The sequence below is a fragment of the Bradyrhizobium sp. 63_E2_N1_3 genome (assembly GCF_052076005.1).
GTDB lineage: Bacteria > Pseudomonadota > Alphaproteobacteria > Rhizobiales > Xanthobacteraceae > Bradyrhizobium > Bradyrhizobium barranii.
This window is the reverse complement of sequence record NZ_CP197235.1, coordinates 1618544-1640913: the sequence shown is the minus strand read 5'-3', so window position 1 is coordinate 1640913 and position 22370 is coordinate 1618544. Positions and strand designations below refer to the sequence as shown.

Here is a 22370-nt window from a genome sequence, read left to right as displayed (position 1 = left end):
CCAATACAACAGCACGGAGCGAGCTTCGCTACCCCCAGCGCGACGACCACACCGGATACGTGCTCTTTTCGTTCGTGCACAGCCCGCGAGGGTGTTAGGCAAGCTCGCCTGCTGATGAGTGGGGGGGGACAGCATCCACGATCCTTGCCTTTCCGGTCGACGGAAGCGGTTTCCGCATTTGATGATGAAGTCGGACATCTCCGGTAAAGCGGAAGTCAGCCATAACGCCAATTATGTCGGCTGAGGGCCGTGAGCAGACGTACTACGCTCGTTCAACGCGGATCGAACTGTGCGCCTTCCAAAAGGTACCGAAGCGCTCACCACCGGCTTCGTTTCGCCCATATTGCCTCACCAATGAGGCAGGATATTCGTGGCTCCCTTTCGGTCACCGAAACGATCCGGTCCCTGGGCACGCCGCCGGCAACCTCGAGCACGAGCTTTGTTCGGATCGCCTCCTTGAACCCGTCACGGCTTCTGATCGTCACCATAAACGAGCCTGACCCGCCAATCACACAATCCTCGTAATAGAGATCGAGGTCGTCGATGTCCATTTGCGACGGAAGCCTTCCTTCGAGCATGATCGGCAATCCGTTGATGGTAATGCCCCTTGCCAGCGCCGCATCACGTGCGATGGTAACTGGGCTTCCGTCGTTGTTCACGCCATCGCCGGAAACGTCGATCACACGCCGCAGTCCACGATACGGATCCGCATCGAACAGCGGCAATGCGAAATTTATCGCGCCAGAGATCGAGGTGCGTGAGCCCATGCGAACCGGCGCTTTCGCGATTTCCGCCGCCACCGCAGCTGCAGATTCGCGGCTGTCGATCAATCTCCACGGCACGATGATTTTCTGATCGTTCGGTCCAGACCATTCCACATAGACCAGGGCCAACCTTCGGTTCGGCCCGGCCTTGAGCGCCTGGAGAAATTCGTTGGAAACGATGGCCTCCGCGTAACCCTCGCGCTGAAGCAAAAGCTCGCCAGGATCCATTGAATAGGAGACATCAACAGCAAGAACGAGTTCGACATCAACCGATGGCTGCTCGCTGCCGGCAACCACTCGGTACCCCGAATTGAGGGCGGCCGTGTTGGCGACTTCACCTCCGGCGATCACTCCGGCGATCAATGCCGCTGCGATGGAGACACGATGAAGCATGGTGGCCTCGCTGCTGGTTCCTCTTCATGGTGGCAGAAACGCCGCTGCCTGATCGATCGGTCCAGTGCCGGGTGCGGATTGATGCGAGCGCGCGAAGACGAACCGAGATGTCACATGTATTTCGGAGGCGGCTTTGCCGTCCTGGCCGATGAGGATCAATCCGGCGCCGCCATTTGCTACATTCAGAACAATCGGCTCGCCACTCCACGTCTTGATTGGCTCCATTCCGATGATGAGAAATTCACCGATAGGCTGGTCAAGATATTGGATGCGCAATTGCGGGCCGACTTCGGCTGCCGCGAGTTCGAAGCCGAGCTGTCGAGCACGCGCGTAAACATCAGCCAAGGTCACAGTATCGGACGTGAATCCAAGCTGGGCTGGCGATACGAGGATAAGCTCCACGTCTGTCTTGCGAGAGCCAAGGATGAATGTCGGTCGAGCAAGTATTTCAGCGGCCTGCCCCCCGATACCGCAACCCATGCCGTCCAGCTTATTGCGCAGTCCAAGCGGATCAGCGAAGGTACCAATGGTAATGGTCTTCCATGTCGCCACATCGCGGCCGGACTGAATGAGTTGCTGGGACACTTCGGCGGGGCGCGTCTTGAGCTTCAGCTGGTTTTGCAAGACATCGCGAGCCGTGCATTGAGCCCGCGCTGGATTGGTTGCGAACTGAACGATGCAGGCCGCGCACAGTATCGACACAATGAAGTAACGGCTGCCCCGGCGCGCGCGCGAATGACGGTCGGCTCCGCCGCAATGCGCCCTTCCCGCTGTGATGGCTATCGAAAATCTCTTCCGCATTTGCAATCTCGCGAGAAGAAAGAGACCACCGTCTGGCACTGGACACACTCTGCGCCCTGTGAGCGCGGTGCAGCTTTCTCGGTATCGCGTTATTCGGTTACCGCGGGCTCAGGGCAGCGGCTCTCCGGTTGTCAACGTAGTGCAGGTCTGCGGGAAAACCGTACGAAAAGGCACGATAAAGGACGAAATCGGGCTCTGCCGCTGCCTTGAGACGCACTTTCCGTTCCGCTAAGATCAATGGCGGGAGGTGTGCGCATGACCTGCCTGCGGCTGAACGGATACACGCTCAATTTGGATCAGGCGCAGTTATTTGACCGGCACGGCCAGGCCGTTGAGCTGCGGCCTCAGGCTCTGGCAGTGTTGCTTGAATTGGGGCGCCGTCCCGGAGAGCTGGTTACAAAACTCGATCTCGGTGCGCGAGTGTGGCCGGGCGTTTCGGTCACCGACGACTCGCTCGTGCAATGCGTGGTCGAGATCCGGCGCGCGCTCGGTGACAGCCGGCAGCAGGTCGTGCGGACGATGCCACGACGTGGTTACCTTCTGATCGTTGACGCAGCCGACACGGCGCCGCGCGATGTGCGAAGATTCTATCGCCTTGCCGCCGCCCTTGCGATGGTGGCAGTCGCGATCATGCTGGTCTGGCAACTTCTACTGCCCGGCGCCGGCTCCGGGCCCCCCAAGGTACACAACAGGATGGTGGCCGACGTTGCGGTTCTACCCCTGCGCGTACTCAACACCTCTCAGGAAGGCAGTCCGGACGGCAACGGATTAGCCTACATGATTGCCTCCGAACTTGCGCGCAACCCCGACCTGCACATCGTCTCAACCCTCGCCACAGCCGAGCTTAGCGGCAAGAACCTGTCGCCGGCCCAGATCGCCGCGATGACCCGCGCTCGCTACCTTGTGGATGGCAGCGCAGAGAGACGCGGCGACCGGCTGCAGCTCCACGTGCAATTGATCGATTCCGGCAACAACCGCATCGTCTGGAGCGGCCGGTTCGAGCCCACTGCGCAGGACCTGCCCGACGTTACTGAAACGTTGATCTCTCGGATCAGCGCCTCGCTTGGTGCAACCGTGCGCGAGTCGGACCGGGCGGCGTTACGGAGCCGCGCGCCGGCCTCGCTTGATGTGCATGCGCGCGTGCTGCGCACGCTTGCGCTGACCATGGCACCAAGTTCCGAGAGCCTCCGCCAAGCGCGGCAGGAACTCGAACTGGCGGTCCGCCTTGATCCGAACTACGCGCCCGCGTGGACGGGACTCGGACTGGTGAAGAAGATGCTGATTTTTGGCCATCACGATCCTGGGCTCAGTCGTCAGGACTTGCCGCAGGCGATCGCCGACGTCAGGCGCGCGATTGCGCTGGACCCGCTGCGTGCCAGTTCGTGGCGAGTGCTGTCCTTAGTAACCGACGCAGGTCAGGACCCTGAGTCAGCGGTGAGCGCGGCCGAGCGGGCGATCGAGCTCGGCCCTGGCGATCCGGACAACTGGGTCGTCCTTGCCGGTGCATTGCATTATGCCGGTCGAACCCAGGCAGCGATTGAAGCCTTCGAGAAGGCGATCTCCTGGAACCCGGTACGCCCAGCACACTACGCGCTCTACGGGGCAAGGCTGCGCTATTCCGTGCAGGATTACGAGGATGCGCTGCGTTTCGCCCGCGAATGTATGGATCGAACACCTGCGATAGGCGTCTGCAAGGCGGTCTGGCTATCGTCGCTTATTCGTACCGGCCATGCCGCCGACGCGGAGGCGGCGTGGCCCGCTTTGGTCGCGGCCGCCCCCTCTTTGCAGACGTACCGGATGACGCCGCGGAATACGCCGATGGCTCTGGCGGTTGATGAGGACCTCGACAGACTTCGCAAGAGCAACACCACGGCAATGGCCCAGTAAAGCTTCAGGCGCGTGAACCTGATGTGATCATTCCAAGTTGGCCTTTTTCGGCGCAGAAGCGGCTTCGAGGCTGTTCCGGATGGAGTGATCCGCGTCGCTTTGCCGTTTGAGGCCGGTGTCAGCTCGTTCTAAGGGCCAACAGGCGACGTCCAGAAGCTACCAACTGAAGTGGGCTTTATTCAACTGCCTCTCTTCAATTTCGACATGACATCATCTCCGCCCGTGAGAACGTATCGAAGCGCGTACCCGATCAGCCAAGACGCCGCCGCTAGGCCCAGGCCAACCATTGCTAGATAGATGTTGATTCGATCCCAGGCGAAGCCAGCGGCAATAAGCGTCATCCATGCTTGCGCTACCGGCCTGCCGCAGGTGCATGCCGCGCCTACGCGCGCCCAGGTGCTCTTGGCGGCCGAGGGGATGCGACGCAGATCGCGCGCTGCTCGAACTGTGGCTGGACGATGCGGTAGCCTGATGAGGCATTCGCGAATTTGTGTGCGTGTCAGTCGCGGAGATCGCCATCAATATCTGGACTCTCCGGTTCCACGCGCCATAATGAGGCGATGGACGGGATATCCAAAACCTTAAATTGTGCGCGTTGCGGCAAGCCGCTGGTCCTGATAGCGCGACCGGATGGCAAGGGCCCACTCCGGCCGACATGCTTGCATTGCGAGGAAGCCGATCCGATCACGTCGCCCGAGGTCGCCAGGTGGTTTGCTGGGGAATTGCAGCCGCCGAAGGGATAGGCCGTGAGGATCGCTGCCATGGCCGTGACTGCCGCATAGTGCCGAGCTTGAGATGCTCGGGGACGACCGTCGTTGGCCTCAATTGTGTCGACAAATTACGGTACTGATTCGCCAGTGAGCCAGCGTCTCGCAATCGGTTGGTCCTTTGGCCTCTGAACTCACAAGTCACCGACGCGAGTGGCGTGCAATGGGGCCCGGCCCAGCCGGGCCTTTTGTCCTTTGTGAATTATGTGCACTCACTGCACCCTGGGCCCATCGCGACCGAGGACCCTCGTTGGCGCGAACTCACAAATATTCGGCCTGAACTGCCAAGATACAAACTGCCCTTTTTACTATGGCGACCCAGTTGGCCCAACGCACGGGGTGCACTTCGACCGGGGATCGATGACCAATGCGCGTTTTTTTTAGTTGCTTGTTTTGCGGGACGCTTCACAGCGCTATCCAAATAAGGCGGCCGGTCGTGGCAAGCGGGCGCTTCGATTGCAAAGCGTGCGGGCAGACACTGCATCGATGGTGGGCCGTATACGACTTTACAGATTGGAAGGGGCCGCTCGACCAGTAGCGGGCGCGGCCAATCCGGGTCGCCGCACCTTGCCGGCCCCGCTCAAATGCGCCTATGCCCGTCCTCACCCGCCGGCGCGATCCGCACCGCAGCGATTGCTGGCACACCCACTTTGACGACATCACGTCGGCAGCATAGCAAAAGCCGTCGGAAACCCCAGACTCGTCCGAGGTTTGGCAATGGCAGTGCGGCTTCTATCCCGGCTCGAAGCCCGGCAAGCACCGCAAAGGCTCGGCGCCGTCGTTCGAGGCGGCTCCCGCGCGGCGTTCGAGGTGGCATGGAGCGAATATCTGCCCAAAAGCACAGAGGCCAATTTCCGGGCCTCGCGCGTTCATGAGGCGTGGACTCGCGAGAAATACGCGCGCTTTGATTGCGGCGAACGGATACCGTCGGACTGGCGTCAGCATGGCTGAATCCGATGGTTGCTTACGCCGCTTTGACACTCGGATCGTGCTACCCAGCGGCACCGAGCTCATCACGTTGCCCGATGCGATCCGGCACTTCAGCGAGACGGTGCCGAAACGCGAGCACAAGCACCCGCGCGTACTTCTCGCCGCCACCGCGCTGACCGACGCCGCCGAGGGCCGAACCGCGCAGCGATTGCCTCGGATACCGCTGCGCGCCTCTTATCGTCCGCATCTCAACATATCCTCGGATTGTCGCCATTGTCGCAAATGCGGCCGGGCACGCCCCGGACCGACGGACCGAACCATATTGGAATGCCCTCCCAGACAATCCAGCAGCCGCCGGGGCCGGTATTGAATATATGACAGGGCTTGCCGTACACCGTGATGCGCGTTGGCCCGGCTGCGAATTTCTCGCGAGCCACGGCGGTCGTTGTAAGGACGGTGATCGCGATCAATCCAGTCGCCAAGAACTTGATTGTGGTCATCGAGCTTGTCCTTTTGACCCTTGATGGGGGCTGCAACCTTAGCCTGTTTCCTGGGCCAGTGGAGGACCGGATGCGCTTGCTCGTTCGCATCCTGCCTGACGAAGCTCACAGTAGGTAACGGCAAGGACCTATTTGCTCAATCGTCGCAAAGAGTGGCGTTTGGCGCCGGAACGAGGACAAGAGCAAGACGCCCCGGCTCTGTGATTTATTGGGCCTCAAGCGCTTCACGCCGCACGATCTCCGCCGAACGGCGCGCGTCGGCGGTCAAGGCGTCAAGTAAAGCGCGAGCCACGCCAGTCGATTAGACTACTAGGCTCGTAAAGAAGGGCTTGGTTATCTCGACGACCGAGGGTTCTCTCTCATCAGGAGTGGCGGCGGTGACAAACTCGCTTTTGCAGTTAAAGCAGCGCCAAAGGTCATGGATTTCTTGGGCATTGACGCGCTCACGCCACTCTAGATGGACCAACCCAGAACCACATTGAGGGCATTTTTCTGGATGGGGCGTCGAGAAGATTGATGCCATGTGGAACCTCCCTCATTTTCGGCGCAGCGTACGACTGTCTGGGCACCTTGGAATTGATCCACAACAAACAATTTGCCCATTTGTCATCGCCGGGCGGCTTCCAGGTCCGGGACCGTCGAGTGCTGGCGCGCGCCCTCTGCAATCGGGCCTTGCCAGTTGGTACATAAAGGGCGGCGATGTGGCGCATGTCGAATACGGAAGCCGTGATCTTCATGGGTTGGAACGCCCAGGGCCCGCATAAGGTTAGATAGATTGCGCACCATCGCGGCGGCCTGGCCGCACGCTGGATTGGAGGCAGCACATGAAAATCGTGGACGAAGACGGCGAGATCATCGCAACAGCATCCGATGACCATACTTTAATCGGCGGCCACCACCGCCTCGCAGTGGCGGCCAGCCTCGGTAAAAGACTGTTCTGGCGAGATACCGGCGAACCAGTGAAGCTTGATAACTTCTTCAAGCATTATGGAAGTTCTCTTCGACATACAGCCTGAGCCGCTCGCCGAGCGTACATTGTTCGGCGCATCGCAACAACGCCAACGAGGATTTTTGCCATCGCGCATTCCTGGTTTAATTTTTATGCGGTCCCGTACACAAAGGCGGCGCGCCATGTGGCGCAAGTGCGACAATCGATCACCCCCGTTTGGCCCTGGTCTCCGAGGGACCCCGGAAAGCAAATAGGGGCATCGTTGGTTCGCGTCTGACCGCTCTTGCCATCAGCCCGCTCCATTTAAGCTCTCCCTCCCTTTCCCACGCGCCTCTGGCGTGATCGAGGCGGTCGAGGCGGTGCGGCCGGCGGCACTGGCGCAGAGGCGATGCCGCAACGAAGGTTCGAGCGAAAGAAATCAACTGCGACATCTGCCGCAGTTGGGAAGCGCACGGGCAAGAATGGTAACGCCCGCAAGGTGCCGGTCGAGCGGCGCGCCTTGGCCGCCTGGGTCGAGCCTGTGTCACGTCGCGAGATCTGGTCACTTCAAATGACCAATTGCGCGGGCCCGCCGCCGATCTATCAGGTCTGCCTCTTCACGATTTCAAATCCGTTTGCGTGCAATTCCAGCAGTATGCCCTGTGCCAAGTGCGTGCACTCTTCAGACTTGATCCAGTGCGGACTTCTCCAATCCGGGTCGTCTTCCTTTGGGTAACTGGTGAAGGCGGAGCGAATGGCGGCTTCGATCACGTCGATGGGATTGTCCGACATCTGCATCCCTCACGCATTTGGCGAAATAGATCAAAATCCTGGGAATTAAAGAACAAGCCCAGCCGAACACTCACCCGGCGGCCCTCTCCGTTCAGAAGAACGTCACCGCCATCAATGGTTTGATCTAGGTCAACGCTGTGCCTCGGGCTCAGGCACGTGAACGGATCTCACTAAATTTAACGCGGTATGATGAATTGCAAATATATTCATACGGCGCGGTCGCGCGGTCCCGGCACTTGCCTCTGGCCCTCACAAAGGACCCGGAACTGCACCAATGACCGCACCCGGCGCGGCGTCACTGGCCAGAGAGGGCTGCGGTAATGCCGGGAGCGGTCGTCGGCAGGCGGTCGCCATCGTTTCAAGCGCCCGGCAAATCAGGAGGCGAAGCCGCCGGTACCGCCGCTTTGACCTCCGCCAGCGCCGCTTGCAAGGCGGCTTCCTTAGTGTGGTCGAGAGAAGTCTTTAGCACCGTGCCGCCTTCGCCTTTTAGCCTCTCAAGAACCTTGTCTGCCGTGACTTTGCGCACCAGTACGAAGAGCGCTGCGGTTCCGGGTTGAACGGCGGCAGCGGTCTCTTTCATCCATTTGTCGTTGATGCCGACATCCGTTAAATATCCGCTGAGTGTGCCGGACGCGACGCCAAGGGCAGCACCAGCAAGCGGCATCAAAAAGATCAGGCCAATCAGCGTGCCCCAAAAGGCGCCAGTAGCCGCACCAGCAGCCGTGGTATTGATCAGTTGATTTAGTTTGATGTTTCCGTTGCTGTCTTTCACCGCGATCACGGCATCGCCGAGTTCGATCAAATACTCCTTCTGCATGGCCAGCAATTTTTGACGAACTTCCTCCGCCTTCGCCTCGGTTGGAAATGCAATTACGACAAGGTCGCTCATCTGTTCTGCTCCTCTACTCGAACGATTGCTGCCCATGCGAGAGAGGATGCGCCCGGTCGCGCGGGACAGGCAAGCCGCTACGGATAGCGGATGACGGGGCTCCGGGCACAAAGGGAGGCGGCGGGCACACCCGGCACGGGCGGCCCGGCTCGCGAGAACCGACAAGATGAGGCGTCAGGGTGCGAGTCAGGAGACCGCTAACGCCTCTCCCCACACGACGCAGATCTGCGATATCAGCAAAAAATGAGCCGCGCGCGGAAATCAGACGCCCCAACGCAGAGCTGCGGTCTGCACCGGGGCATCCCATAATGTCGTGGCTTTGCGATCGAGCACCGATACGGTGATCGAGACACCGGCCATGTCGAGGGATGTGACGTAGGAACCGGTCAGGAAGCGCGTCACCGTGATCCCCGCGCGATCCAGAGTCCGCTTTGCGACATTGACCATCAGATAGAGTTCGATCAGAGGCGTCGCACCAAATCCGTTAACGAGAAGCAGCACTTCGCTGCCCTTGCTCGGCGCAAGATCCTTCAGGATCGCGTCGAGCACCTCGGCGGCGATCGCATCGGCGGAAGCCAACGGTACCCTGCGCCGGCCAGGCTCGCCATGAATGCCGACGCCCATTTCCATTTCATCGTCGGCCAACGTGAAATTTGGCCGTCCGGCGGCCGGCACAGTGCATGGCAATAGAGCTACCCCCATCGAGCGCGTACGCCGGTTGACTTCATCGCCGAGCGCCTTGAGCGCGGCAAGCGGCATTCCGGTCTCGGCAGCGGCGCCGACCATTTTTTCCACGATCAACGTTCCAGCGACACCGCGACGACCGGTCGTGTAGGTCGACTTTTCGACCGCCACGTCGTCGTTCGTCACCACGCTTGCGACTTCTCGGCCGGCCATCTCGGCTGCCATGGTGAAATTCATCACATCGCCTTCGTAGTTTTTGACGATGAACAGCACACCTGCGCCGGTGTCGACGGCCTCCGCAGCCTCGATCATCTGATCTGGCGTCGGCGAGGTGAAGACCTGGCCAGGACAAGCCGCGTCGAGCATGCCCAGGCCGACAAAGCCCGCATGCAGCGGCTCATGTCCCGAGCCGCCTCCCGAAATCAGCGCAACCTTGCCCGGTTTCAACGTGCGACGGCGCACAAATTTGCGCTCGGCGCCGAGAAGCAGGATATCGGCGTGCGCTGCGGCGAGGCCGTCAAGACTTTCTTCGAGTACAGTATCGGCGCTGTTGATCAGCTTTTTCATGAGCGTTCTCCCAGTCCGGTCTAAAGTTCGATTCAATGGCTAACCGACGCTTTCCGCAAAGCGCGCGAGCTGCGCGGCTAAATCCACGATGAGCTGCTCGAGCGCACGATTCTTCTTGTCGTCACCAAGTTCAGGAACGGTCACGGTAATGACACGCGTGCGCGCTTCGCGGTGGGGTGCGCGCAGTCTTCCGGGGTGCGCGCGGCCATACGCATCGAGAAATGCCGCACGCTCGGCGCTGGACGGATGGCAGACGTCGAAGATGACCGCGACATGCTTCGCCGGGATCGGCACCAGATAAGCCGGATTCGTGATTTGACTCACGAACGAACGATTCTTGCCCAGCGCCGCCGCAAGCTTCAGGCGCGTCCCCGAGGGCCGATTGTCGAGTACCTTTCGCAGGATTATTTTGTATTCTGCGACATTCTTGTCACCGGGCGTGTCCTTGCCGACATCGTCCCTCATGAACTCACCTTTGCGATTGCGGCCTTGAGCCGTGCGACGGCAATCGGCGACACAGAGAGAGTTGTCAATCCGGTCGCGAGCAGCGCCGCCGTGAGGTGAGTGTTGGCCGCGGCGTCGCCACAGAGCGAAACCTCGACGCCTCGCTTTAGCCCGGCCTCGACGGTCGCGGCTATCAGTGCCAGCACAGCCGGATTGCTGGTATCATTGAGGTCAGCGACTGCGCCGATGTCGCGCGCCGCCGCCATGGTGTACTGGGTTAGATCGTTCGAACCGATGGAATAGAATGCAGCGCCAAAATCCGCTGCACAGAGCGCCGCCGCTGGAACCTCGACCATAATGCCGAGCGGCGGTCGAGCGCAGGCAACTCCTTTCGCTTGGAGGGCTGTGAACTCCGCGTCAAGTATTTCGTTCGCGCGGTCCAATTCCGACGGGACCGCAACCATGGGCAACATCACTTTCAGCGTGCCATGGACAGCCGCACGGCAGAGCGCGCGGAGCTGCATGCGAAACACCTCCGGCCGCGCGAGCGAGAGGCGGATACCGCGGAGGCCGAGAAACGGATTGCTCTCACCTTCGACCGTCAAACCGGGAACCTGCTTGTCTCCGCCTGCATCCAAGGTCCGGATCGTCACCGGCTTATCTTGGGCCCAGACGAGAATGTCTCGATAGACCCTGTATTGCGTTTCCTCGTCCGGCAGGCCGTGGGCTGCCTCGAACAGGAATTCCGTGCGTACAAGGCCGATGCCGTCGCAAATTGCGGAATCAAGGTTTGCAAGGTCTTCAGGCCCGGCGACATTGAGCAGAACCGCTATCCGCCGACCATTGGCGACGAAGGCAGGCGCAAGGCTGGTCTCCTCGGCGACAGCCAGTTCGGCCTTCGCAGCCGCCATACGCAGCTCAAAGAGACGGATGGTCTCCGGCTCCGGATCGAAGATGACCCTTCCGGCGTCGCCGTCCACCAGCGCCAAGACGGGTGGCTGTCCATGCCACGACAACGGACCTAACCCAACGACCATCGGCGCCCCGCGCGCTCGCGCCAACATGGCGACATGCGAGGAAGGTGAGCCACTGGCCAGCGCGATCGCGCCGCCTTGCGACCAGTCAGTCGCAAGAAAGGTCGAAGGCGTGATATCTTCAGCCGCAACAATCGAACCGCCCGCGATTCCGGCGACAACATCCACACCGCCCAGATGCGCAAGCACGCGATCGCGGATGTCAACGATATCAACGGCCCGGGCACGGAAATATTCATCTTCAGCCGCGCGATAGCCGGCGATCTCTAGGTCGAGTGCCCGGCGCCAGGCATGGTCGGCAGCGATCCCGATCGCGATAAGTTCATATGCCGTATCTGTGAGTGCATCGTCTTCCAACATGGCGGCCTGGAACTCCAGAATGTCTGCCGCCTCACTCTGAATCGTCTTGATCTGCTCGGCCAGTTGCGCCCTCGCCCCCCCAATCGCCGCCCGCAGCGCTGCAGCCTCCTGCTCCGGATCCTCGCTCGCCATTCGCCCGGCCACGGCCGCAGTCAGCACGGCGACCGGCCCGAACGCGAGGCCCGGCGATGCGGCACGGCCGATAAGTTGGATCTCTGCCACTGCCGTTAAGCCTCACCAAAACCGTCATGCACAAGCGCAAGCATGGCAGCAAGCGCCACCTCTCCGTCCGGTCCGGCGACCCGGAAATGCAGCGTCGCCCCCTGCGGAGCTTTTACACGCATCACCTTCACCGGACTCTTGGCATCCGTCCAAGGCCCGTCTCCAGAGAGGGCGAGTTCGATCTTTGCGGCAAACCTCTTCGCACACTGCGTGAGCTTGACCGACGGCCGCGCATGAAGTCCGACCTTGTTGACGAGAACCGCCGAGGCGGTCAGCGGCACCGACGTCTCAGCTGCCCGGCTGGCGTGGGCATCATGCATAGAATTCCTCCGCGCTACGCTTGACGGCTGCGAGCGATGAGCCACCCGAGGATTCCGTCGCTGCAATCACCGCTCCTTCGACCACCGGAGCATTGCAGACGACGACGCGCGCCCTTCGATCTTCAGCCAACATTTCCACCGCCATCTCGGAATTTGTCTCCGCTCCACCGAGATCAACGAGCACAGCCACACCTGCTGCGGACCACGCCGCCTCGATCGCCTCCAGGATTCCAGCAACATTCGTGCCGAGCCCTCCATCGACATCGCCGCCGGTCCAGGCGAGCGGCACCGCATTGCCCACCATCTGGCGCACCATATCTGCCGCGCCTTCCGCTATCTTGGGCGAATGTGAAACGATAACGATTCCGACATTGCCGCCATTTGGATTGTTCATGACCTTGCCTCGAATTCCAATACTTTGACTGCAGCCCCGATCAACAGGGACGTTGAGCGCGAACCGGGGTCCATGTGACCAATGGAGCGTTCGCCGAGAAAAGAAGCCCTGCCGCGAATAGCGAGCATCGGCGTCGTGCGATCGGCCGCCTGCACCGCTTCTAACGCAATCGCCCGCGCATCGCCGCCTGCAGCCAATACCGCTTGCACGGGCACCAGGACATCCAGCAAGGTTTTCTGTCCTGCCTCCGAGCGTCCGCGCGCCTTTACGGCATTGATTGCCATATCCGTAGCCGCGACAAACTCCGCGCGTGTTGGCTGCTCTGGAAGCGCCTTGCCCAACTCCATGAAGAAGGTGCCAACCAGCGGCCCAGAAGCTCCGCCAACCTTCATGACCAGCGTCATTCCGATCGACTTCAGCATTTCTGGCAGAGACTTGTCCGCAAGGCCGGGCAACGTCGCGAGCACAGCCTCGAAGCCGCGTTTCATGTTCAGCCCATGATCGCCGTCACCGATCGCCTGGTCGAGGCTGGTCAGTTCGTCGGCGTGCTGGATCACCGATTCCGCAAGCGCCCGCACCAGATTCTCCCTAGAGGTCCGATCGAGACTCATGCCGCGACCCTCCCGCCGGCCGCATCGAAGAACAGCGGCCTGTTAAGGCGTAGCGACACGACGTCGCCGACGTCTAACCTCGCCTCAGGGTCCGCCAACGTCACGACAGGTTGGCCGCCGAGATCGAGATGGACATGGCTCTGGTCGCCGAGATGTTCGACCCGCGTGACGGTGGCCGACACGTCCCCGCCGCTGCGTGCGATCGCCAGGTGCTCGGTACGAGCGCCAATCGTCTTAACGCCGGGCGGAACGCCGGCAAACAGAGTTGCCGGCAGCAGGTTGATCATCGGCTGGCCGAGCCGGGCAGCGACATAGGCGTTGACCGGGTTCTCGTAAATCTCGCGCGGCGTGCCGATCTGCATCAGCCGCCCGGCCTCCATCACGCCGATGCGCGATGCCATGGTCATAGCCTCGGTTTGATCGTGGGTGACGTAGAGGATCGTCGCGCCGAGATCGATCTGGATGCGCTTAAGCTCCAGGCGCATTTCACCGCGCAGCTTGGCATCGAGCGAAGAAAGCGGCTCGTCCATCAGGTAGATCGAGGGCGAGCGCACCAGAGCGCGGCCAATCGCAACGCGCTGCATCTGCCCGCCCGACAACTGGGTCGCCTTGCTGTGGAGCTTGGCCTCGATATGGAGAAGACGCGCAACCTGTTCGACCTTTGCGCGAATTTCGGCCTCCGGCAGGCGCCGAGTCGGCGCGCGTAGCGCAAAGGCCATGTTCTCGAACACGGTCAGATGCGGGTACAACGAATATTGCTGGAATACGAAGGCGACGTCACGATCCGCCGGCGCATCACTGGTCACATCGCGTCCGTCGATGCGGACCGAGCCGCTGTCGGGCGCCTCTAATCCGGCAACGAGACGCAGCGTCGTTGTCTTGCCGGCGCCGGTCGGCCCCAGCAACGCAACAAATTCGCCATCTCCAATGGTGAGGGACAGATCGACGACGGCTTGCGTCTTGCCAAACGCCTTGGAGACCGCCCCGATCTCGACTTCAGCCATGCTTGCCTCCCTCGTGCAATGCGGTGCGTATTGCCCGTCCCGACCCCTGGTCGAAGAGCGACAACGTATCGGGCCGAAAATCGAGCCCGACATTCATCCCAATCCGAAAGGGCATGCTGGCGGGCGAGCGGGCCTTGAGAGCGCCGTAAGGCGTCGTCACCGTCACGATCTGCGTCGTGCCGAGATATTCCGACCCATAGATCTCGCCCCGCACCATGCCGCTATCGGAAAAACGCACATGCTCGGGTCTGACGCCCAGGACAAGGTCGCTCTCCACCAGAGCCTCGCGTGCGGTGGGTATCGCAACGTCGCGATCCCCGAGCCGGATCGCCTGCGCCCCGGCTTGCAGGCTGCCGCGAAACGGCAGGAAATTCATCGCTGGAGAACCGATGAAGTCCGCGACGAAGAGCGAAACAGGCCGGTCATAAATGTCGCGCGGACTCGCAATCTGCTCGACCACGCCGTTGTTCATCACCGCAATCAGGTCCGCCATTGCCATGGCCTCCAGTTGATCATGCGTGACGTAAACGGTGGTCGCGCCAAGCCGGTCATGCAGCGCGCGCAATTCCTGGATCATCGCCTCGCGCATCTCGGTATCGAGCGCTCCGAGCGGCTCGTCCATCAGGAAGCACTTCGGCTTGCGGACGATCGCCCGCCCAAGCGCGACGCGCTGACGGTCGCCGCCGGTGAGGGTCGAAACCGACCGATCAAGGAGGTGGGAGATACGCAGGATCCGAGCGGCCTCCACCACGCGCCGGTCGCACTCCGCGGCTCCGATGCCCTCGCATTTAAGCGGAAAGCCGATATTGCGCCGGACATTCATGTGCGGATAGAGCGCAAATAGCTGGAAGACGAAGGCGATATCTCGCGCGGAGGCACGGTTCATCGTCACGTCCTCACCGTCGAGCCTGATCGTGCCGGATGTCGGCAATTCCAGTCCTGCAATCATCCGCAGCGTTGTCGTTTTGCCGCAGCCGGACGGCCCAAGCAGACAAAGGAACTGGCCGTCATCCACCGTAAAGCTCGCGCCCTTGACTGCGTGAAACTCTCCAAAGGATTTGTTGAGCGCTTCAACCCTGATCTGTGCCATCGAGCGCTACTCCCGGACCTTCGAGACGATCGTGAACATCACCGTCCCAAAGAGAGTGACCGCGAAAGACCAGGAATAAAGCGTCAGAAAAAACGGCTGCATCAGCATGACCACGCCTGCGGCAATGATCGCCGTCGCGATGGCCTCCAGCGGACCGCGCCGCAACATTCTGCTCGTCAGGTTAACGTTCGGCGTTGACGTGTTCACATCAAGGTTCATTTGCGAACGGCCCCAAAGGTAATCCCGCGCAGAAGATGCTTGCGAAGCAGCACCGTGAACACGACGATCGGCACAAGAAAGATCGTCGTGCCGGCGGCTACGGCCGGCCAATCCTGGCCGCCTTCGCCAATGATGATCGGAATGAATGGGGGCGCGGTCTGAGCGTTGCCAGAGGTCAGAAGCACAGCAAAGGCGTATTCGTTCCACGCAAAAATAAGGCAGAAAATCGCCGTCGCCGCGATCCCCGTCGTCGCCTGCGGTAGAACCACCTTCACGAACGCCTGAAAGCGCGTATAGCCATCGATCATTGCCGCTTCTTCGTATTCACGCGGGATTTCGTCGATGAAGCCCTTGAGTAGCCAGACAGCGAGCGAGACGTTCACCGAAGTGTAGAGCAGGATCATCCCGAGACGGGTATCCGATAGCCCGACGGTCCGGTACATCAGGTAGATCGGGATCGCGACCGCGATTGGCGGCATCATTCTGGTCGACAGAATGAAGAACAGGAGGTCGTCCTTGAGAGGCACGCGGAAGCGCGAAAAACCATAAGCCGAGAGCGTACCGAGCGCGACGGCAAGCACCGTCGAGCCAAAGGCGATGATCAGCGAGTTGATGAAGCGCGGCACGTAGTTCGACGGCCCGGCGACAACCATGTTGCGGCTGCGCGCGATGTTGTCACAAAGCCCCTGCGGCGGCCCCAGCGTCTGGATAAACTCCTGAGTCTGACGCGAGCGTGTTGTGAAGACATTGCAATAGCCTTCAAGGGAGGGCTTGAAGAGGACCTTCGGCGGATAGGAGATCGCATCGTCAGGCGACTTGAACGAGGTGAGCACGATCCATATCAGCGGAACCATCGTTATGATGGCATAGAGTATGACGAGCAGACCGGCAAAGCGGCGAGTGCCGGTCGACGGTTCGACGACTGAGTGGGCTGCATTTGAGGCGCTCATCTGCTTTTCACCCGGTTCAGCGCCTTGACGTAGATGTTGGCAAGGCCAAACACTGTCACGAACAGAATGATCGCGAAGGCCGAGGAATAGCCGGTTCGCCAACTCTCAAAGGCCGCGCGCTTCAGTGTGATCGAAGCGACTTCCGTGGTCGAGCCCGGCCCTCCTCCGGTCAGGAGGTTGACCATGTCGAACATCTTGAAATTCTCGATCCCGCGAAAGAGCACCGCGAGCATGATGAACGGCAGAGCCATCGGCAGCGTGATCGACCAGAACTGCCGCCAATTCGACGCGCGGTCGACCTCCGCTGCCTCATAAATGTAATCCGGGATCGACCGCAGCCCCGCCAGGCAAATCAGCATCACGTAAGGCGTCCACATCCAGGCGTCGACGATGACGATGGCCCACGGGCTGAGGGTCACGTCTCCCAGCATCTGGAACGACGAAGCGCCGCGCCCCGTGAAGAAGGCGACCACGTAGTTGAACAGCCCGATCTGCGGCTGATAGAGGAAGGTCCAGAAATTGCCGACAACCGCTGGTGAGAGCATCATCGGCAACAGAATGATCGTGGTCCACAGGCCATGGCCACGGAATTTCTTGTCGATCAGGAACGCAAGGCCGAATCCGAGCACAGTCTCGATCAGCACGGTCCAAACCACGAAATGCGCCGTGACCTGCATTGCCGCCCAGATATCCGGATCGGTCAGGATCGACTGGTACCAATCGGTCCCCAGCCATAGCGTCGGCGCGTTCGGCCGATTGGCGCGGTAGTTGGTAAATGACAGGTAGATCGTCCATACCAGCGGGAAGATATTGATCGCCAGCAGCAGCACGATCGTCGGCGTGATGAAGAGCCATGCGAGCGCCTGGTCCGAAAGGCCGCGGATACGACGTATCACGCCTGGTCGGATCGGGACGGCCCGGTAGGTGATCTGCGACGAAGTGCTCAAATCGTTCATGGCCCTGGTCAATCCTGGCGTCGCGATTGTCGACTATGCGACGCCTGCGGGTTCTACCGAAGAGAGCCTGGAGCGCGCTCGGCGTGCGCTCCAGGCGTTTGCCCTAGAACTTCTTGCCTTCTTCCTTGAAGATCGCCTTCCAGTCCTTGACCAGGCCATCGAGCGCTTCCTGCGCGGTGCCCTTGTCCGCCACCACGTAGTCATGCACGCGCTTCTGTTCGGCTTGCAGGAGTTGGGCATAGGAAGGCTCGGCCCAGAAGTCGACGACCATTCCCATCGACTTCAAAAACTCGCCGGCAAACGGCGCGCTGTTCGGGAAGCCCGGATCGTTCAACACTGACTTGGCGCAGGAATAGCCGCCTAGCGCCCACCACTTCTTCTGCACATCTCCACCGGAGAACCATTTGATATATTGCAGCGCCTCGGCCTGGTTCTTGGAATAAGAAACGACCGAGATGCCCTGCCCGCCGAGCTGCGTCGCCCGAGTCGCGGGGCCGGCGGGATTGCTGAAGAAGCCGATCTTGTCCCCACCGACGTTCGGATCTTTGTAGAGGCCCGGGAAGAAGGCGAAGAAGTTCATCTGAAGCGCGACTTGCCCCGACTTGAACGCATCAAGCCCTTCGGACATGTAGGAGTTGGATGCGCCGGGGGGCGTGCAGCACTTGTAGAGCTCCTTGTAGGCCTCGAGCCCCTTCACCGCGCCAGGCGAGTTGACGAACCCGTCCATTGAATACGGCTTCTTCGGATCCTGATACTGGAAGCCGTAATCATAGAGGTAGTTCGACACGCCCATGGTGATGCCTTCCGAGCCCCGCTCGGTATAGATCGAAGCGCCATAGACCTTCTTGCCGTCGATCTCGCGGCCCTGGAAGAATTTTGCGATGTCGCGCAGTTCATCGAGCGTCTTCGGCACGGCGAGATCGCGGCCGTACTTGGCCTTGAAATCCGCCTGGATCTCAGGCCGCGCAAACCAGTCTTTGCGATAGGTCCAGCCCACCGCGTCACCCATGGCGGGCAGCGCCCAATAGTTCGGGCTGTTCTTCGGCCACTCGGAATAGCCGACCACTGTCGCCGGCATGTAGTCGTCCATGCTGATTCCTTCCTTTGTGAAGAAATCGTTGAGCTTGACGTACTGACCGTTCTCGGCGGCGCCCCCGATCCATTGCGAATCCCCGATGATGAGATCGCACAGCGAGCCATGCGAATTGAGCTCGTTCAGGAAGCGGTCGGCATAGTTGGTCCACGGCACGAACTCGAACTTCATGCCGACGCCGGTCTTGGCGGTGAAATCCTTCGACAGTTCGACCAGGGCGTTGGCAGGATCCCACGCGGCCCAGCACAGCGTGATGGTCTTGGCCTGCGCATGCGCAGGAGTAGTCCCCACTCCGACACCGAGCGCGGATGCGAGAACTCCGAACGTAGTAAGAAGCGCCTTTACTGTCTGTTTCATAACGCTTTCCCTCCCAGTGGGGCCGGCCATCGACATGGCGCGACTCTCCAACCCGCTCGAATGCTTCGAGCAGAGCGATACAGTCCTTCACGGGCTGAACGACTAAACGGACGTTTCCTCGCGCCTGCCTGGATTCTTAGGGATTCAGCCAAGCTCGATTTGTTTAGTGAAACACTATATACTAAACATTGCAAGCACGCTCTTAAGTCGCTCGGTCATGGTGCCCCTCGCGAAATTGAGGCAGCAACCATGCGCTCAACCGGTACTGGCTATGCGATCTGCGCCACCTTGAGTTACGTCAGGGACTTTGCGTTCGAGCACGGCTGCCTCGACCTGATCCGCAAGAACCGTAAGATGGCTGGCTCTAGAGACGAATACGCATTGTCGCTATGGACGGCGATGCCGTCTGGCTTCGTGCCTGCCTAAACATCTTCTTTCTGAAGAAGAGAATGCAGACGTTGAGCGAGTTCGGCCACGCCAAAGGGCTTGTGAATAATCGGGAACTCGTCTGTCGCCCCGTGACGCGCGAGCACGTCTCCCACGTAGCCCGACGTAAGTAATATCTTGATCCTGCTGTTCCGCCGCTTTGCTTCGCGAGCAAGCTCGACGCCATTGGGACCATTCGGCATGACAACATCGCTGAACAGAAGATCGAACCCCTGATCGCTGTCGAGAATTCGGATGGCTTCGGTACCGTTGTGAGCAAGGCGAATCCGATAGCCAAAGCTCGTCAGCATTGCAGACACGACTTCCAACAGATCTTCATTGTCCTCGACCAAAAGAATTCGCTCGGAGCCTCCCGGCATAGCCCGGGTCTGTTCAGTTTCCACCTCGTCGCGAGCCTCCTGATTGGCTCTCGGCAGGTACAGTGAGATCGTGGTGCCGGCGTTAGGGGCACTTTCGACTGAAATATAGCCACCGGATTGCCGGACAAAGCCATACACCATGCTGAGACCGAGGCCAGTGCCCTTGCCAACTTCCTTGGTAGTGAAGAAGGGCTCGAAAATCCGGTCTCGCACCTCGGGAGACATCCCCTGCCCCGTATCCGAGACGGACAGCCTCACATATGATCCGGCCGGACATCCAGCGACGGCTTCCCGATCCAGAACGACGTTCCGCGCCTCGATCTCGAGCACTCCGCCGCCCGGCATCGCATCGCGGCCGTTCAGCGCTAGATTGAGAAGGGCAGTCTCCAGCAGGGATGGATCCACCTGACAGAGCCACAATCGCTCGTCGATCTTCAGCCTGACCTCGCATTCTGCGCCGACCGCCTGACGGACGAGCCCCTGGAAGTTGGAGATCAGCTCGTTGGCATTGATCAGTTTAGGGTTGAGCTTTTGCCGTCGAGAGAAAGCGAGGAGCTGTGCGGTGAGCTTCGCCCCCCGGTCGGCGGCACGCCGCGCAGTCGCGGCGAAGCGCCGGATCTTGCCGTCATTTGCCGCGCGCTCGATGAGATCAAGGTTTCCCGAAACGACGGCAAGCAGGTTGTTGAAGTCATGGGCAACACCGCCCGTGAGCTGTCCGACGGACTCCATCTTCTGACTCTGATGAAGCTGCTCCTCGATGCGCTGGCGCGCCTCCACGGCATGCTTTTGCTCGGTGACGTCTCGAAAGAAGATCGCGATCCCTTCGCCAGAAGGAAACGCGTTGATCGCATACCAAGCGGCACGACGAGGACAGTGCGCTTCGAACGAAACCGGACGGCGGTCCGACATGACTTCCCGAAGCTGCTCGACGATTCCCGTATCGGCGGCATCCAGAAGCGACGCCTGCAGGTGCATTCCAATCAGATCACGCCCCTGAGCGATCTGAGACCAGGCCCTCTGGTTGAAGAAGCTGATCCGCCAATCGTGGTCGACGATCACGACGCTGTCGGTTGTGCTTTCGAAGAGCATCGTAAGCCGGGCCGCGGCGTCCTCGGCCTTCTCTTTTGCATCGGACAATTCCTGCTCGCGGCGATCCAGCGCATCGGCCATGGTGTTGAAGGCGCCGGCTACGCCCGCGATTTCAGAACTGCCGCGGATATTCACACGGCGAGCATAGTCGCCGAGACGCCATCGGTTCGCGGCGTCAACTAATAGTCCGAGCGGCCGATGGATGAATTGCCGGGCGCCGAGCAGCGTCAGGCCCAGCACCATCATGGCGCTGAGGGCGATGAGGAAGATGTCGTGTCGGGTCCGGCTCTGGATCTCGGCAAAGGCGTTCGCCTTGTCGAGGCCGAAGCTGACGCGAAGTCCCCCAGAATCGGGCCCGAGAGTCGAGAAACCCACGATCCTCTCGACGCCGTCGACATCAACCAGGTCGGCTGCGAGACCGTCGCCATACTGCCTCTCATCACCAACGCGAACCAATTTCTTACCGACAAATCGGTCATTGTCCGGATAGCGGGCAAGGTAGGTGCCGTTGCGATCGGTGATGGCCAGCGCGTCTCCCGCCGGAACACCCGCGCGCGCGATGTAGTCCGCTAACCAGTCCAGGCCGAGAGGCGCAATGATGACGCCCCCTGGCTGACCATCATCTCCGTAGAAAGGCAGCGCGAACTGAATGAGTTTCCGATCGACGGACAGACCGATCGAGAATTGTCCCACCGTAAACGCGCCCGTCTTCAACGCGTCCGCAAAGTAGGGACGCCCGGAGACATTCACCGGCTTGCGATCTGTGTTTGTATCGCAGAAGGGCTGGCCACTCAGATCGGTCGCGACGAAAGTGAGGAAAGCCGGAAACCGGGACCTCATCCCTGCCATCGCCGCATTGCACCCCTGGCTATCTTTCGCCTTTATCGCAGGGAGTTCGGACAGCGCAATCAGGACCTGCCGAATGCCCTGAACGATCTGTTGCTGCTGTTCGGCGGCGAGCTTAGCGAGACCGAGCGCCTGATTCTGTACGTCCACTTGGCGCGCGCGTCGAAGGTTAACTTCGTTGTACGCCTGAATCGAGATAGCGGGCAATAACGCGACTGCGACAAGCGCCAACAGGCGCGACAAGATGGTCATTCTCTGCCGTATTCAAATCGTCCCGGAGCTTGCTGTGCATTTCAATCCCAATGGCCATACGCTTATAGGCGTTCGTTATTCCAATCACGATCGTGAGAACCACGAGTGACCGCTCGTTGAACATGCGCGGCGGCGCGAGCTTTCATCCGCACCCGCTTTCAAATGACACATGTTGCATGTTCGCCCCTGCAATCCCGCCCTACTCGTGAGCGCCATGACATCGCGCGGTGGTACAGCCACAATCGACAATCTTGGTACTGTTTTTTTGAGCGGGCATCGCGCATCTATCTGCCGAGACCAACGGCAACTCGGATGTAACTTCGACCTGTGGAACGACGGTTCGAATGCGTCGGGCGCGATCGCGCCGCGGCGTCGGAGTATTGCGTCGGTAAGACCAAACCTACTTTGCTTAAAGCACCGC

At 60.4% G+C, this 22370-nt stretch carries 20 protein-coding genes; 4 read left to right on the top strand and 16 right to left on the bottom strand.

The window, feature by feature from the left end; translation table 11 throughout:
* Positions 1 to 317: 317 nt before the first annotated feature.
* The gene (locus AB7531_RS07625) at positions 318 to 1157 is read right to left on the bottom strand and encodes a DUF1194 domain-containing protein (protein WP_283017540.1); all 840 of its coding nucleotides are present in this window, start codon (positions 1155 to 1157) and stop codon (positions 318 to 320) included.
* Between AB7531_RS07625 and AB7531_RS07620 the strand changes: the two genes are divergently transcribed.
* The 4 genes from AB7531_RS07620 (at position 1149) to AB7531_RS07605 (ending at position 7058) form a co-directional block, all read left to right on the top strand.
* Complete coding sequence (locus AB7531_RS07620; protein WP_187387929.1) at positions 1149 to 2168, top strand: hypothetical protein; 1020 nt, start codon at positions 1149 to 1151, stop codon at positions 2166 to 2168. The two genes, AB7531_RS07625 and AB7531_RS07620, sit on opposite strands and share 9 nt — an antisense overlap.
* Positions 2169 to 2213: 45 nt before the next feature.
* Positions 2214 to 3845, top strand: a complete 1632-nt coding sequence (locus AB7531_RS07615; protein ID WP_187387928.1) for a winged helix-turn-helix domain-containing tetratricopeptide repeat protein — start codon at positions 2214 to 2216, stop codon at positions 3843 to 3845.
* A gap of 1484 nt (positions 3846 to 5329) precedes the next feature.
* Positions 5330 to 5563, top strand: coding sequence for a hypothetical protein (locus AB7531_RS07610; RefSeq protein WP_187387927.1), 234 nt, complete (start codon positions 5330 to 5332; stop codon positions 5561 to 5563).
* A gap of 1303 nt (positions 5564 to 6866) precedes the next feature.
* Positions 6867 to 7058, top strand: coding sequence for a hypothetical protein (locus AB7531_RS07605; RefSeq protein ID WP_028150075.1), 192 nt, complete (start codon positions 6867 to 6869; stop codon positions 7056 to 7058).
* Positions 7059 to 7573: 515 nt separating this feature from the next.
* On the opposite strand, the gene AB7531_RS07600 is transcribed toward AB7531_RS07605, so the two are convergent.
* From AB7531_RS07600 to AB7531_RS07530, 15 genes are all read right to left on the bottom strand, one after another.
* Positions 7574 to 7762, bottom strand: a complete 189-nt coding sequence (locus AB7531_RS07600) for a hypothetical protein (protein ID WP_223153873.1) — start codon at positions 7760 to 7762, stop codon at positions 7574 to 7576.
* Positions 7763 to 8120: 358 nt separating this feature from the next.
* A complete protein-coding gene (locus AB7531_RS07595) occupies positions 8121 to 8651 on the bottom strand; it encodes a DUF1269 domain-containing protein (protein WP_028150077.1) in 531 nt (176 codons plus the stop codon).
* Positions 8652 to 8912: 261 nt separating this feature from the next.
* Positions 8913 to 9902 carry a dihydroxyacetone kinase subunit DhaK gene (dhaK, locus tag AB7531_RS07590; RefSeq protein WP_063981221.1) on the bottom strand — a complete coding sequence of 330 codons (990 nt, stop codon included), beginning with the start codon at positions 9900 to 9902 and terminating at the stop codon, positions 8913 to 8915.
* Positions 9903 to 9941: 39 nt separating this feature from the next.
* Positions 9942 to 10367, bottom strand: coding sequence for a hypothetical protein (locus tag AB7531_RS07585; protein ID WP_063981220.1), 426 nt, complete (start codon positions 10365 to 10367; stop codon positions 9942 to 9944).
* Positions 10364 to 11962, bottom strand: coding sequence for a phosphoenolpyruvate--protein phosphotransferase (gene ptsP, locus AB7531_RS07580; protein ID WP_063981219.1), 1599 nt, complete (start codon positions 11960 to 11962; stop codon positions 10364 to 10366). The genes AB7531_RS07585 and ptsP overlap by 4 nt, the downstream gene beginning before the upstream one ends.
* A gap of 5 nt (positions 11963 to 11967) precedes the next feature.
* Positions 11968 to 12282 carry an HPr family phosphocarrier protein gene (locus AB7531_RS07575; RefSeq protein WP_063981218.1) on the bottom strand — a complete coding sequence of 105 codons (315 nt, stop codon included), beginning with the start codon at positions 12280 to 12282 and terminating at the stop codon, positions 11968 to 11970.
* Positions 12275 to 12676, bottom strand: a complete 402-nt coding sequence (gene dhaM, locus AB7531_RS07570) for a dihydroxyacetone kinase phosphoryl donor subunit DhaM (RefSeq protein WP_028150082.1) — start codon at positions 12674 to 12676, stop codon at positions 12275 to 12277. The genes AB7531_RS07575 and dhaM overlap by 8 nt, the downstream gene beginning before the upstream one ends.
* Positions 12673 to 13287: a dihydroxyacetone kinase subunit DhaL gene (dhaL, locus tag AB7531_RS07565; protein WP_063981217.1), complete on the bottom strand. Its 615-nt coding sequence runs from the start codon at positions 13285 to 13287 to the stop codon at positions 12673 to 12675. Before dhaL ends, dhaM begins: the two co-directional genes overlap by 4 nt.
* On the bottom strand, positions 13284 to 14291 hold the full coding sequence (locus AB7531_RS07560; protein WP_063981216.1) for an ABC transporter ATP-binding protein: 1008 nt from the start codon (positions 14289 to 14291) through the stop codon (positions 13284 to 13286). The genes dhaL and AB7531_RS07560 overlap by 4 nt, the downstream gene beginning before the upstream one ends.
* Complete coding sequence (locus AB7531_RS07555) at positions 14284 to 15381, bottom strand: ABC transporter ATP-binding protein (protein WP_063981215.1); 1098 nt, start codon at positions 15379 to 15381, stop codon at positions 14284 to 14286. Before AB7531_RS07555 ends, AB7531_RS07560 begins: the two co-directional genes overlap by 8 nt.
* A 6-nt stretch (positions 15382 to 15387) precedes the next feature.
* Positions 15388 to 15600, bottom strand: coding sequence for a hypothetical protein (locus AB7531_RS07550; protein ID WP_063981214.1), 213 nt, complete (start codon positions 15598 to 15600; stop codon positions 15388 to 15390).
* Complete coding sequence (locus AB7531_RS07545; RefSeq protein WP_028150087.1) at positions 15597 to 16550, bottom strand: carbohydrate ABC transporter permease; 954 nt, start codon at positions 16548 to 16550, stop codon at positions 15597 to 15599. Before AB7531_RS07545 ends, AB7531_RS07550 begins: the two co-directional genes overlap by 4 nt.
* A complete protein-coding gene (locus AB7531_RS07540; RefSeq protein WP_014492573.1) occupies positions 16547 to 17506 on the bottom strand; it encodes a carbohydrate ABC transporter permease in 960 nt (319 codons plus the stop codon). Before AB7531_RS07540 ends, AB7531_RS07545 begins: the two co-directional genes overlap by 4 nt.
* Before the next feature lie 103 nt (positions 17507 to 17609).
* Complete coding sequence (locus tag AB7531_RS07535) at positions 17610 to 18956, bottom strand: ABC transporter substrate-binding protein (protein ID WP_063981213.1); 1347 nt, start codon at positions 18954 to 18956, stop codon at positions 17610 to 17612.
* Positions 18957 to 19378: 422 nt separating this feature from the next.
* Positions 19379 to 21949, bottom strand: coding sequence for an ATP-binding protein (locus AB7531_RS07530; RefSeq protein ID WP_283017541.1), 2571 nt, complete (start codon positions 21947 to 21949; stop codon positions 19379 to 19381).
* Positions 21950 to 22370 lie beyond the last annotated feature (421 nt).

What these genes read in the sequence shown, in the direction of transcription:
- AB7531_RS07620 (WP_187387929.1), top strand. Translation starts at nt 1,149, where the DNA reads ATGAAGCATGGTGGCCTCGCTGCTGGTTCCTCTTCATGGTGGCAGAAA.
- AB7531_RS07625 (WP_283017540.1), bottom strand. Translation starts at nt 1,157, where the DNA reads ATGCTTCATCGTGTCTCCATCGCAGCGGCATTGATCGCCGGAGTGATC.
- AB7531_RS07615 (WP_187387928.1), top strand. Translation starts at nt 2,214, where the DNA reads ATGACCTGCCTGCGGCTGAACGGATACACGCTCAATTTGGATCAGGCG.
- AB7531_RS07610 (WP_187387927.1), top strand. Translation starts at nt 5,330, where the DNA reads ATGGCAGTGCGGCTTCTATCCCGGCTCGAAGCCCGGCAAGCACCGCAA.
- AB7531_RS07605 (WP_028150075.1), top strand. Translation starts at nt 6,867, where the DNA reads ATGAAAATCGTGGACGAAGACGGCGAGATCATCGCAACAGCATCCGAT.
- AB7531_RS07600 (WP_223153873.1), bottom strand. Translation starts at nt 7,762, where the DNA reads ATGTCGGACAATCCCATCGACGTGATCGAAGCCGCCATTCGCTCCGCC.
- AB7531_RS07595 (WP_028150077.1), bottom strand. Translation starts at nt 8,651, where the DNA reads ATGAGCGACCTTGTCGTAATTGCATTTCCAACCGAGGCGAAGGCGGAG.
- dhaK (WP_063981221.1), bottom strand. Translation starts at nt 9,902, where the DNA reads ATGAAAAAGCTGATCAACAGCGCCGATACTGTACTCGAAGAAAGTCTT.
- AB7531_RS07585 (WP_063981220.1), bottom strand. Translation starts at nt 10,367, where the DNA reads ATGAGGGACGATGTCGGCAAGGACACGCCCGGTGACAAGAATGTCGCA.
- AB7531_RS07575 (WP_063981218.1), bottom strand. Translation starts at nt 12,282, where the DNA reads ATGCATGATGCCCACGCCAGCCGGGCAGCTGAGACGTCGGTGCCGCTG.
- dhaM (WP_028150082.1), bottom strand. Translation starts at nt 12,676, where the DNA reads ATGAACAATCCAAATGGCGGCAATGTCGGAATCGTTATCGTTTCACAT.
- dhaL (WP_063981217.1), bottom strand. Translation starts at nt 13,287, where the DNA reads ATGAGTCTCGATCGGACCTCTAGGGAGAATCTGGTGCGGGCGCTTGCG.
- AB7531_RS07560 (WP_063981216.1), bottom strand. Translation starts at nt 14,291, where the DNA reads ATGGCTGAAGTCGAGATCGGGGCGGTCTCCAAGGCGTTTGGCAAGACG.
- AB7531_RS07555 (WP_063981215.1), bottom strand. Translation starts at nt 15,381, where the DNA reads ATGGCACAGATCAGGGTTGAAGCGCTCAACAAATCCTTTGGAGAGTTT.
- AB7531_RS07550 (WP_063981214.1), bottom strand. Translation starts at nt 15,600, where the DNA reads ATGAACCTTGATGTGAACACGTCAACGCCGAACGTTAACCTGACGAGC.
- AB7531_RS07545 (WP_028150087.1), bottom strand. Translation starts at nt 16,550, where the DNA reads ATGAGCGCCTCAAATGCAGCCCACTCAGTCGTCGAACCGTCGACCGGC.
- AB7531_RS07540 (WP_014492573.1), bottom strand. Translation starts at nt 17,506, where the DNA reads ATGAACGATTTGAGCACTTCGTCGCAGATCACCTACCGGGCCGTCCCG.
- AB7531_RS07535 (WP_063981213.1), bottom strand. Translation starts at nt 18,956, where the DNA reads ATGAAACAGACAGTAAAGGCGCTTCTTACTACGTTCGGAGTTCTCGCA.
- AB7531_RS07530 (WP_283017541.1), bottom strand. Translation starts at nt 21,949, where the DNA reads ATGACCATCTTGTCGCGCCTGTTGGCGCTTGTCGCAGTCGCGTTATTG.